Origin of the sequence: Acidovorax sp. CCYZU-2555 (assembly GCF_018413525.1) — a bacterium.
Classification (GTDB): Bacteria; Pseudomonadota; Gammaproteobacteria; order Burkholderiales; family Burkholderiaceae_C; genus Comamonas.
Genome location: NZ_JAHCDD010000018.1, coordinates 69,576 through 79,856 on the forward strand (window position 1 = coordinate 69,576; position 10,281 = coordinate 79,856).

The following is a 10,281-nucleotide window of genomic DNA, read 5'->3' on the forward strand; positions in this document are numbered from 1 at the left end:
CACGCGTCAATAAGCCATAGGCCTTCCTGGAATCCAGCGCAGGCAGATAGCCAGCACACCGGCTTCAGCGGCGGCCCGATCTGCGCAGCAGATAGATATCCATGATCCAGCCATGCGCCTGGCGCGCCTGGGCGCGCCGCGCGCTGATCTGCGCCGCGACATCCGCGAGCCTGCCGCGCAGCAGGATCTGCTGCGCCATGCCCAGATACGCGCCCCAATAGATCTCCACGTCCTGCTCGCTCACCTGCTCATAGGAGCGCTGGCCGTCGAGCATCACGATCAGCGTGTCGACGCCAGCCGGCCAGCCGTGGTCGCGCAGCTGGCGGCCCGTGGTCACGAGAAACGGCGCGCCGATTTCGTTGAGCGCAATGCCGTGCGCGCTGCACAGCACCTGCATCGAGGTGATGCCGGGCACGACGCGCACCTGCGCGGGCGGCAGACCCAGGCGTGACGCGATGCGCAGCGTGCTGTCGTACAGCGCCGGGTCACCCCACACCAGCAAGGCCACACGGCCTGTTCCCGACGGCAAATGCGCGGCGAGGCTCGCCTGCCAGCGCCGCGCGATGGCGTCATGCCATTCATCGACCTGGTTGTCGTAGTCGTCGCCGGTCTGGCGGCGCAGCGGCATGTCGAAGTGGGCCACCTTGTAGCCCCCCACGCCCAGATGCTGCAGCAGCGCCAGCCGCACCTGCGCGAGTTCGGCCTTGTTGTCTTCCTTGTGCGGCAGCAGCACCAGATCGGCGCCGAGAATGGCGTTTTCCGCCTCGCGCGTGATGTGATCGGGGTTGCCCGTGCCTATGCCGATCAGAAACAGCTCCAGCATCAGCCGCCCTCGTTGCCGGCCGGAAAGCGCGGCTCGTCGCCGCGCGGGCGGTAGCGCCGGTCGTAGTCGTTGGCGTAGAGCCGGCTCAGACCGAAGCCTTCCTGGCTCAGCGTGCGGCCCACGAGAATCAAGGCGCTGCGCTGCAAGGCATTGGCCTGGGCGGCCGCGGCAATCTCGTCGACGCGCGTGCGCACGACCAGCTCGTCGGGCCACGATGCGCGCCACACGATGGCGGCCGGGCAATCGGCGCCGTAATGGGCCAGCAGTTCGCGCTGCACTTCCTCGGCCATGTGCACCGACAGGTGGATCGCCAGCACCGCGCCCGTGGCCGCGAAGGCCGCGAGCGTCTCGCCGCTGGGCATGCTCGAGGCACGGCCCGAAGTGCGCGTGAGCACCACCGACTGGCACGAGCCCGGCAGCGTCAGCTCCGCCTCCAGCGCCGCGGCCGCGGCGCTGAACGACGGCACGCCGGGCGTGACCGTGTAGGGAATCTCGTGCTCGCGCAGGCAGCGCAGCTGCTCGCCCATGGCCGACCAGATGCTCAGATCGCCCGAATGCAGGCGCGCCACATCGTGGCCCTGGGCATGGGCGGCGCGCATTTCGGCGACTATGTCTTCGAGCGACAGCGGCGCGGTGTTGACCAGGCGCGCGCCCGGCGGGCAATGCGCCAGCAGTTCGGTGGGCACCAGCGAGCCCGCGTACAGGCAGACCGGGCTGGCCGCGAGCAGATCGCGGCCGCGCACGGTGATGAGGTCGGCGGCGCCAGGGCCGGCGCCTATGAAATGAACGGTCACGAAGGAACTCCTGTTTCCAAAATTTGAGAGGGCCCGGCGGCGACCGCCAGCGTGGCCTGGCGGTCCGCGGACACGACGCGGCGCAGCACCAGCGTGATCTGCGGCGCCCGCGTGCCGGCATGGCAGCGCGCCGCGTGCAGCGCCAGCGCTTCGCTGACGCTGCCGGTCGCAAAGCGGTCCATGAGGCGCGGTGACACCGAAGGCGTGGCGATCTGCGCAATGGCGCTTTCGGGCCAGGCCTGCAATGCGGCCTGGGGCACGGCCGCGGCCGCCCAGGCATGGAATGCGGCCCAGGCCGGTGTCTGCCGCTTTGAATCCAGCAACGCGAAAGTCCAGTCGCCGGGCGCCAGCTGTTCGCAGGCCTGGGCCCAGCAGTCGGCAAACGACGACTGCGAAGCCGTTGCGCGCAAACCCCAGCCCGCAAACAGCGGCGTCATGGATTCCACGCCCACTGCACCACGGGCCGCGCCGCGTTCCACGACTGCATGCGGCCCAGCGGCACGGCTTCGCTCCACTGCAGCTGCAGCAGCTGCCCGCCATGCACGCGGTGCAAGTCCATCAGCAGCGCCTGCGTTTCCAGCGCCACGGCATTCACCACCAGGCGCCAGGGCGCCTGCAGCCGCGCGCGCAGCGCATCGAACAGCGCGCGGTCGAAGCCGCCGCCGACGAACACCGCCTGCGGCGCGGGCGCCAGGGTGTCCAGCAGCGCCAGCGAATCGCCTTGCACCACCTGCAGGTCGACGGCATAGCGCGCAGCGTTGCGCGCGATGCGCGCCGCGCGCTCGGCATGCTGCTCCACGCACAAGGCCTTGCCGCCCGCGAGGCACCATTCGACGGACACCGAACCCGAGCCCGCGCCCAGATCCCACAGGCGCTCGCCCGTGCGCGGCGCCAGCAGCGCCAGCGTCATCGCGCGCACCGGGCTCTTGGTGATCTGGCCGTCGTGCAGGAAAGCGTCTATGCCGCGGCCCGGCACCTGCACAAAGCCATTGCCGCCGCGCGCTTCAAAAGCCGCGGCCACGGGCGCTGCGACCGGTGCCTCGGCCAGGCCCAGTGCGAGCTCTTGCGCCGTGCCCGAGCGAATCGCCTGGGCATCGCTGCCGGCCTGCGACACCAGCCACAGAGGGCTTGCGCCCCAGCCGTGCTGCTGCAGCCAGGCCGCAATGGCTTGCGCTGCCGCGCCATCGCGCAGCAGACAGATGAAGCGCTCACCTTCGGCCAGCAGCGGCGTCAGGTGTTCAAAGCTGCGCGCATGCAGGCCCAGGCAATGGGTCTGCTCCTGCGACCAGCCCAGCGTGCCCGCAATCCACGAAAATGTCGACGGCTGCGGATGATTGCGCCACTCGCCCAGCAGCAGATGCCTGGCCAGCGACGCGCCCGCGCCGAAATGAAAAGGATCGCCCGACACCAGCACGGCGACGCGCGTGGTCGCGCGCAGTTGCAGCACGGGCTCGACGCTGAACGGCACAGGCCACAATCGACCACGTGCGCCCACCTGCGCGAGTTCCAGGTGGCGCGGGCTGCCGAACACCACGCTGGCATCGTCCAGATCCCGGCGGGCGGCGGCGCTCAAGGCGTCCAGACCCGATGGATGAATACCGATTATCGAAAGCCACGGATTGGCCATGACACAGGTTCTCCTCTTAGGCGGCACGTTGGATGCCCATGTTCTGTCCACGCTGCTGCAGGCCGCGGGCCTGCCCGCCACCTATTCGTACGCGGGCGTCACGCTCACGCGGCGCACGCCGGCCCTGCCCACGCGCGTGGGCGGTTTCGGCGGCGTCGACGGCCTGGTGCAGTACCTGCAGGCGCAACGCATCACCCATGTGATCGACGCCACCCACCCGTTCGCCGCGCAGATGAGCCGCCATGCGATCAGCGCCTGCGCCGCGCTGGGCATTCCCCTGCTCGCCATGGAGCGCCCGGCCTGGCAGGCCCTGCCCGGCGACCAGTGGCTGCATGTGCCCGATATGGACGCCGCGGCCCAGGCACTCACGCCGCAGATGCCACGCGTGTTTCTGGCCATAGGCCGCAAGCAGCTGGCCGCGTTCGCGCCCCGGGCCGCGCAGCACCACTTCGTGCTGCGCGTCATAGACCGCACCGACGAGACCTTGCCGCTGCCCGCGTCCAGCTACGAGCTGCTGATCGCGCGCGGGCCGTTCGCGCTGGCGGACGAGCGCGCGCTGCTGCAGCGCCACGCAATAGCCGCCATCGTCAGCAAGAACGCCGGCGGCGCCGACACCTACGCCAAGATAGCCGCCGCGCGCGAACTGCGGCTGCCGGTGGTCATGGTCGATCGCCCGCAGTTGCCCGCGCGCACGCGCTGCGAAACGCCGCAACAGGCCATGCAGTGGCTGGACAGCCAGCGCTGAACTCTCAGCCATGGGCGGGCAGCCCGTAGCTGCGCGGCGTGTAGACATGCCGGCCCACCTGGCGCGTCAAACTGTTGCCGACGATCACCACGGTGCGCATGTCGGCCATCTCGGGCGTGGCCGCGGCCAGCGTGACCACGTTGAGCGTCTCGTCGGGGCGGCTCACATTGCGCGCGAAACAGATCAGGCGCTCGGGCTCGCATTCGTCTTTCAACGCCTGCAGCGCGCGCGCAAAGCCTTCGGGCCGTGATTTGGAACAGGGGTTGTAGAACGCCATCGCGAAGTCGGCCTGCGCGGCCAGGCGTATGCGCAGCTCTATCACCGCCGCGGGCTTGAGGTTGTCCGATAGATTGATGCAGCAGAAATCATGGCCCAGCGGCGCGCCCAGGCGCGCGGCCGCGGCCAGCATGGCCGTGATGCCGGGCTGTACCTCGACATCGACCGCGGCCCAGCGCTGCTGCTGCTCGGGCGTCGCCGCTTCCAGCACTTCAAAGACCGCGCTGGCCATGGCGAACACGCCGGGATCGCCCGACGACAGCATCAGCACCTGGCGGCCGCGGGCCGCGAGATCGAGCGCCGCGCGCGCGCGGTCCAGCTCCTCGCGGTTGTCGCTGGCGTGCAGCTGCAGATGGCCCAGGCCTTGCAGGCGTTCGATGTACGGGAAATAGCCGAACGCATCGGTGGCCGCGGCAATGCTCGCGCGCACCTGATCGGTCATGAGCGCGTCGTCGCCCGGGCCCAGGCCCACGACGCGCAGGCTGCCGCGCGCGGCTGCGGAAATGTTCATCGGCTGTGCCTCACATGTCGTTGGCCGGGCGCCGGCCCTGGCCGTGCACGATCACGATGGAGAAATAGGGGCAGCGCTCGGGCGCCTCGCTCAGGCGCATGACCTGCTGGTCGGCCATGGTGCCGTTGATCACCAGCCAGGCCTGGTCGAGCTTGCCCTGCTCGGTCAGCAGCGTGCGAATGCGGCCCAGATGCCGGCCGACTTTCATGATCACCAGCGCGTCGGAGCGCGCCATGTGTTCGCGCAGCGGCGCGTCGGGCAAGGTGCCGGGCAGCACGCTCAGCACATCGTCGCCCCAGGTGATGGGAATGCCCGTCGCATGCCAGCAGCCGACCATGCCCGGAATGCCGGCCAGCACTTCGACCGGCACTTCGCCCGCCTGGCGCAGGCGCACGTACAGGTGCATGAACGAGCCGTAGAGGAACGGGTCGCCTTCGCACAGCACGATCACGTCCTCGCTGCGCGTCATTTCCGTCAGCCGCGACTGCCAGTCGAGATAGAAATCCGACAGCTGCGCGATATAGCGCGGGTCGTTGTGCGGAATCTCGGTGGTCAGCGGGTACTCCATCGGGTACTCGGTGACTTCGGCGTGCAGCATGCCTTCGACCAGCTGGCGCGCCTTGCCCGGGTGGCCGCGCTTGCGGAAGTAGGCCACATGGCGCGCATTGCGCAGCAGCCGGTCGGCCTTGACGCTCATCATTTCGGGGTCGCCCGGGCCCAGCCCGACGCAGACGATTTTTCCGCGGTTCATGGCAGGCCCTTCACTCGACCGACGTGGCCAGCGCGTTCACGGCAGCGACGGTGATCGCCGAGCCGCCCAGGCGGCCTTGCACGATGGCGAACGGGATCTTGCCCCAGGCGCGCAACGCGTCCTTGGACTCGGCCGCGCCGACAAACCCCACCGGGCAGCCAATGATGGCCGCGGGCCGCGGACAGGTCGGGTCGTCGAGCATGTTGAGCAGATGGAACAGGGCCGTGGGCGCATTGCCGATCGCGACCACGGCGCCATCCAGATGCTCGCGCCACAGTTCGAGCGCCGCGGCGCTGCGCGTATTGCCCATTTCAGCGGCCATGCCCACCACGCGCGGGTCCTGCAGGGTGCAGATGATGGCGTTGTCGGCCGGCAGGCGCTTGCGCGTGATGCCTTCGCTGACCATGCGCGCATCGCACAGGATGGGCGCGCCGCGCTGCAAGGCGGCTTCCGCGGCCTGGGCGAAATCGGGCGAGAAATGGATATGCGCGGCCAGCTCCACCATGCCTGCGGCATGGATCATGCGGCAGGCGACGCGCTCTTCGAGCGGCGTGAAGCGCGCCAGATCGGCTTCGCTGCGGATGATGCTGAACGACTGGCGGTAGATCTCGTCACCGCGCATCTCATAGGTATAGGTCATGTAATAGTTTTTTTATGTTTGCCGGCGCGTCGCTCGCCGCCGGCCAGGAAATCGGAGTGTCAGCGGCGTTGCGCTGGTCTGCGCGGCCCAGGGCCAGCCGCGGCGCACCGCCTGCGTCCAGGCGCGCGACGAGCAGCGCCGTCGCATCGGCCGACAGCGCACAGAACTTGGCGCAGCCGCTGACATGAAGGTGGGTGTGCGGCGGCACTTGCGCGGCCAGCGACAAGGCCAGCGTCTGGGCCGGCGCATGGCCCTGGGCGCAGCGCGGCGCGCCGGTGCAGGCCGAAACCCGCAGGCGCACATCGTCGGGCGCGGTGATCCAATGCGCGGCATCGAGCGCCACCACGGCGTCATACGGCAGCAGCAGCGAACGCCAGGGCGTGACGCGGATCTCGGCGTCCGCGGGCAGCTGCATTGCCAGTTCATGCATTGCCGCCGCGGCGATGCGGCCCAGCGGCGCGCCGATGATGCGGCCATGGTCCGAATGCAGGCCGGGTGCCAGCGCTGCACCGCCGCTTGCATCGGCCGCGATCAGCGGCGCTGTCTGCAATGCAGGCAGCTGCGGCGTTCGCTGCGCGAGCAGAGCGCGCAAACGCGTGGGCGCGGGAACGAGCGTCGTGCGCTCGGCCGCAAACCACGCCGCAATCTCGACCGCGGCGTCCACGGCCTCTTCCGGGTGCGCAAAGCGATACGCTTGCGTGGAGTCTGCGAGCGCCAATCCATAGCCCTGGTCCGCGCTCACCCACAGCTGCAGGTCGGCGCCCATGGCCTGCATGCGCCGTGCCGGGTCGTCGACCAGCAGGCCGAACTTGCTGGGCAGCGCCGCCATGCCCCGGCGCGCCAGCGCCTGCGGGCTCAGGCGCTGCACGGCCGCGCGCGCCAGCAACTGCGCCAGCGCCTGGGTCGCGTCATTGCGGCGATACAGCGGCGTGCAATGCACGGCCGGCGCGAGATCGGCATCGGCATCTTCGGGCACCAGGCCGGCGGCGATCAGCTGCGCGCGCACGCCGTCCAGCTGTGCCTGGCTCACGCCGCGCAGCTGCACATTGCCCAGCCGCGTCAGCTCGATCTGGGGATGGGCATGTTTGAGTGCAAGATCGGCGAGCACGCGCCATTGCGCGACGCTGAGAGAAGCGCAATGCGGGCGCACGCGCACCATCCAGCCGTCCTGGGCGCGCATGGGCTGCCAGGCGGTCGGGCACCAGCCCTGGATCTTGATCGAGTCGGTCATCGCTGCCCGGCCGCCAAAAGACGGACATGCAGCGGCGCGGCCAGGGAGCCCCTCAGGCACCGCCCCACCCTTGCGGGCAGATCGCCAGATGCTTGCTGCATGCAGAATCAATCGTCAGTCTGGCCGCGTCCCGGGCCGGATGAATGAATTGTGCAGAGGGGTGAGAAATGCAAGGCGCGGCTGCACGCGCAGCCATGCGCCAAGCCCCATGCACTCCCGCTGCGGCCTTGTTCCCATCAGGCCGGTCTCCGGACTCACAGAGCGCAGCCCGGCGGGCGCACGCCCGGACACGCCTTCCCGCTTGCGCAGTGGCGGCCAGGGCCTCAGGCCCTGGCGTGCATCCAGACTCTCTGATTACCGTTGCGGGTGCAGTGCAGGCTTTGTGGAGGGTCCACGCACCTGCTTCCCGTTTCATTTCTGGCGCGCGGCGCGCCATGAAACACCTGTGATCGGGGCGAATCTTACGCTATGTCATCGCGCGCCGAAGCCGGCGCCGGATCGCCCCGGCGACAAGCCGGTGCATTGCCGTCAGCGCAGAAAGCGCTCGGCGAGCTGGCTCCAGAACGCCGCGCCGTAAGGCAGGTTGACGTCGTTGAAGTCGTACTTGGGGTTGTGCAGGCCGCGCCCGCCTTCGGCCGGGCCGTTGCCTATGCGCACCAGCGCGCCCGGGCAGCGCTGCAGCATGTAGGCGAAGTCTTCGCTGCCCATGAGGCGCGGAAATTCGCAGTCCACCGCCTCGGCACCCACCAGATCGGTCGCCACCTCGGCCGCCAGCGCCACCGCGTCGGCGTCGTTGACGACCACGGGATAGCCTTCGACATAGTCGATCTCGGCGCGGCAGCCATGGGCGTCGGCCACGCCGCTGATCAGCGCGCAGATGCGCTCCTTGAGCAGGGCGCGCATTTCGGGCGAGAACGAACGCACGCTGATGCCGATTTCGGCATGGTCAGGAATGACGTTGAGCGCGTCGCCCGCGCGCAGCCGGCCCACGGTCACCACGGCCGATTCCGCGGGGTCCACATTGCGCGCCACCACGGTCTGCAGGCTCATGACGATGGCCGAGGCCGCGACCAGCGGATCGACCGCGAGATGGGGTCTGGCCGCATGGCCGCCCACGCCGGAGATCTTCACGAACACCCGGTCGCCCGCGGCCATGAAGGCGCCGCTGCGCAGCATGAAGCGCCCCTGGGGCATGCCCGGGTGGTTGTGCATCGCATAGACCGCGTCGCAGGGAAAGCGCTCGAACAGGCCTTCGTCGACCATGGCCTTGCCGCCGCTGTCGAAGCCGCGCTCTTCGGCGGGCTGGAAGATCAGGTGCAGGCTGCCGTTGAAGTTGCGGTGGCGCGCGAGGTACTTGGCCGCGCCCAGCAGCATGGTCATGTGACCGTCATGGCCGCAGGCATGCATGCGGCCCGCAACGCAGCTCGCGTGTTCGGCGCCCGTGGCCTCCTGGATGGGCAGCGCGTCCATGTCGGCGCGAATGCCCAGGCGGCGCGTGCCCTCGCCCAGGCGCAGCGTGCCGACCAGGCCCGTTCCGCCCAGGCCGCGCGTGACTTCGTAGCCCCACTCCTGCAGCTTGGCCGCGATGAAGTCCGACGTGCCGTGTTCGGCGAACGCCAGCTCGGGGTTGCGGTGCAGATGGCGGCGTATGCCCACCAGTTCCTGCTCGTAGGGCAGGAACTGGGCGACGCGCGTGTAGTCGCCGGAGCGTGCGAGGGAGTCGGTCATTCGAGAACGATGTTGTTGGCCTTGGCGATGCGTTGGTAGAACTTGATGCGCTCGACGATCTCGGCCTGGTAGGCCTGGGGCGACACGTCCTCGGGCACCATCATGCCCTTGTCCACCCAGGTGGCGCGCGTCGCGGGGTCCTGCAGCACCTTGCGCGTGGCGCGGTACAGGCGCTCGATGATGGGCGCGGGCGTGTTGGCGGGCGCGGCCAGGCCGGTCCACGAAGTCAGGTTCAGATCGGGCAGCTTGAGTTCGGCGAACGTGGGCACGTCGGGCAGTTGCGACACGCGCTGCGGCGCGGCCACGGCCAGCGCGCGCAGCTTGCCGTTGCGGATGTTGGCGAGATTCGACGACAGATTGTTCCAGGTGAGCTGCACCTGGCCGGCGAGCAGATCGCTGAGCGCCACGCCCGAACCGCGGTAGGGAATATGCGTCATCGGCAGCTTGGCCTGGTTCTTCATCAGCTCCATGCTCAGGTGCGAGACCGAACCCGTGCCCGCGCTCGCGTAGTTCAGCTTGCCGGGGTTGGCCTGGGCGTAGCTCACGAGTTCGGCGAAGGTGCGCACCGGCAGATCGGCATTGACCAGCAGCACGTTGGCCAGGCGGTCGATCAGCGTGATCGGCGCGAAGTCCTTGACCGCGTCGTACGGCAGATTGGGGTTCACCGCAGGGTTCACCACATGCGTGCTTTGCGAGGTGACGATCAGCGTATAGCCGTCGGGCTTGGCCTTGGCCACGTAGACAGAACCCATCGCACCGCCCGCGCCGCCCTTGTTGTCGACCAGCACGGGAACGCCCAGCTCGCGGCTCAGGCGGTCGGCCATCAGCCGGCCCGAGTTGTCGACCGAACCGCCGGGCGTGAACGGCACGACCAGGGTGATGGGCTTGGCGGGATATACGGCCTGGGCATTCGCAGCCGCCAGCGGCGCCAGGGTTCCGGCCGCGGCCAGGCTTACGAATTCGCGTCTGTTGAAGTGCATGTTTGCCTCAATGAAGAAGGCGCGATATTACGAACGCCGGCCAGCGCCGACAAACGACAATTTGATCAGAGGCGATGACATAATGTAATAGCCCTCATCATGAAGATCCACTCTCCTTCCCTGGTCGAATTGCATGCGTTTCTGGCGGTCTGCCGCCAGGGCAGTTTTCGCCGTG

The 10,281-nt window shown here is 69.0% G+C and carries 11 protein-coding genes and 1 riboswitch; of the genes, 1 reads left to right on the forward strand and 10 read right to left on the reverse strand.

The genetic code is table 11. The annotated features are described in order from the left end of the window. Window positions 1–64: 64 nt before the first annotated feature. From cobF to cbiE, 4 genes are read right to left on the reverse strand one after another with little or no spacing between them, the layout of a single operon-like run. Window positions 65–823: a precorrin-6A synthase (deacetylating) gene (gene cobF, locus KHY18_RS08790; RefSeq protein WP_213298151.1), complete on the reverse strand. Its 759-nt coding sequence runs from the start codon at window positions 821–823 to the stop codon at window positions 65–67. Beyond that, window positions 823–1,617: a precorrin-4 C(11)-methyltransferase gene (cobM, locus tag KHY18_RS08795; RefSeq protein ID WP_213298154.1), complete on the reverse strand. Its 795-nt coding sequence runs from the start codon at window positions 1,615–1,617 to the stop codon at window positions 823–825. Before cobM ends, cobF begins: the two co-directional genes overlap by 1 nt. After that, on the reverse strand, window positions 1,614–2,054 hold the full coding sequence (locus tag KHY18_RS08800; RefSeq protein ID WP_213298157.1) for a cobalamin biosynthesis protein: 441 nt from the start codon (window positions 2,052–2,054) through the stop codon (window positions 1,614–1,616). The genes cobM and KHY18_RS08800 overlap by 4 nt, the downstream gene beginning before the upstream one ends. After that, a complete protein-coding gene (gene cbiE / locus KHY18_RS08805) occupies window positions 2,051–3,244 on the reverse strand; it encodes a precorrin-6y C5,15-methyltransferase (decarboxylating) subunit CbiE (protein ID WP_213298160.1) in 1,194 nt (397 codons plus the stop codon). The genes KHY18_RS08800 and cbiE overlap by 4 nt, the downstream gene beginning before the upstream one ends. On the opposite strand from cbiE, the gene KHY18_RS08810 reads away from it, so the two are divergent. Next, window positions 3,243–3,989: a cobalt-precorrin-6A reductase gene (locus KHY18_RS08810; RefSeq protein WP_502768575.1), complete on the forward strand. Its 747-nt coding sequence runs from the start codon at window positions 3,243–3,245 to the stop codon at window positions 3,987–3,989. The two genes, cbiE and KHY18_RS08810, sit on opposite strands and share 2 nt — an antisense overlap. A gap of 4 nt (window positions 3,990–3,993) precedes the next feature. Here KHY18_RS08810 and cobJ read toward each other — a convergent pair whose 3' ends face one another. From cobJ to KHY18_RS08840, 6 genes are all read right to left on the reverse strand, one after another. Continuing rightward, window positions 3,994–4,776 carry a precorrin-3B C(17)-methyltransferase gene (gene cobJ / locus KHY18_RS08815; RefSeq protein ID WP_213298166.1) on the reverse strand — a complete coding sequence of 261 codons (783 nt, stop codon included), beginning with the start codon at window positions 4,774–4,776 and terminating at the stop codon, window positions 3,994–3,996. Between the two features lie 10 nt (window positions 4,777–4,786). Further along, a complete protein-coding gene (cobI, locus tag KHY18_RS08820) occupies window positions 4,787–5,527 on the reverse strand; it encodes a precorrin-2 C(20)-methyltransferase (protein ID WP_213298169.1) in 741 nt (246 codons plus the stop codon). A 10-nt stretch (window positions 5,528–5,537) separates the two neighbouring features. Beyond that, complete coding sequence (locus tag KHY18_RS08825) at window positions 5,538–6,167, reverse strand: precorrin-8X methylmutase (RefSeq protein WP_213298171.1); 630 nt, start codon at window positions 6,165–6,167, stop codon at window positions 5,538–5,540. After that, a complete protein-coding gene (locus tag KHY18_RS08830) occupies window positions 6,151–7,398 on the reverse strand; it encodes a ferredoxin-like domain-containing protein (protein WP_213298174.1) in 1,248 nt (415 codons plus the stop codon). The genes KHY18_RS08825 and KHY18_RS08830 overlap by 17 nt, the downstream gene beginning before the upstream one ends. A gap of 225 nt (window positions 7,399–7,623) precedes the next feature. Beyond that, window positions 7,624–7,860: riboswitch (cobalamin riboswitch) on the reverse strand. Window positions 7,861–7,926: 66 nt separating this feature from the next. Continuing rightward, window positions 7,927–9,126: a M20 aminoacylase family protein gene (locus KHY18_RS08835; protein WP_213298177.1), complete on the reverse strand. Its 1,200-nt coding sequence runs from the start codon at window positions 9,124–9,126 to the stop codon at window positions 7,927–7,929. Beyond that, window positions 9,123–10,106 carry a Bug family tripartite tricarboxylate transporter substrate binding protein gene (locus KHY18_RS08840; protein ID WP_213298180.1) on the reverse strand — a complete coding sequence of 328 codons (984 nt, stop codon included), beginning with the start codon at window positions 10,104–10,106 and terminating at the stop codon, window positions 9,123–9,125. Before KHY18_RS08840 ends, KHY18_RS08835 begins: the two co-directional genes overlap by 4 nt. Window positions 10,107–10,281: the final 175 nt, after the last annotated feature.

What these genes read in the sequence shown, in the direction of transcription:
- cobF (WP_213298151.1), bottom strand. Translation starts at nt 823, where the DNA reads ATGCTGGAGCTGTTTCTGATCGGCATAGGCACGGGCAACCCCGATCAC.
- KHY18_RS08800 (WP_213298157.1), bottom strand. Translation starts at nt 2,054, where the DNA reads ATGACGCCGCTGTTTGCGGGCTGGGGTTTGCGCGCAACGGCTTCGCAG.
- KHY18_RS08810 (WP_502768575.1), top strand. Translation starts at nt 3,243, where the DNA reads ATGACACAGGTTCTCCTCTTAGGCGGCACGTTGGATGCCCATGTTCTG.
- cbiE (WP_213298160.1), bottom strand. Translation starts at nt 3,244, where the DNA reads ATGGCCAATCCGTGGCTTTCGATAATCGGTATTCATCCATCGGGTCTG.
- cobJ (WP_213298166.1), bottom strand. Translation starts at nt 4,776, where the DNA reads ATGAACATTTCCGCAGCCGCGCGCGGCAGCCTGCGCGTCGTGGGCCTG.
- cobI (WP_213298169.1), bottom strand. Translation starts at nt 5,527, where the DNA reads ATGAACCGCGGAAAAATCGTCTGCGTCGGGCTGGGCCCGGGCGACCCC.
- KHY18_RS08825 (WP_213298171.1), bottom strand. Translation starts at nt 6,167, where the DNA reads ATGACCTATACCTATGAGATGCGCGGTGACGAGATCTACCGCCAGTCG.
- KHY18_RS08830 (WP_213298174.1), bottom strand. Translation starts at nt 7,398, where the DNA reads ATGACCGACTCGATCAAGATCCAGGGCTGGTGCCCGACCGCCTGGCAG.
- KHY18_RS08835 (WP_213298177.1), bottom strand. Translation starts at nt 9,126, where the DNA reads ATGACCGACTCCCTCGCACGCTCCGGCGACTACACGCGCGTCGCCCAG.
- KHY18_RS08840 (WP_213298180.1), bottom strand. Translation starts at nt 10,106, where the DNA reads ATGCACTTCAACAGACGCGAATTCGTAAGCCTGGCCGCGGCCGGAACC.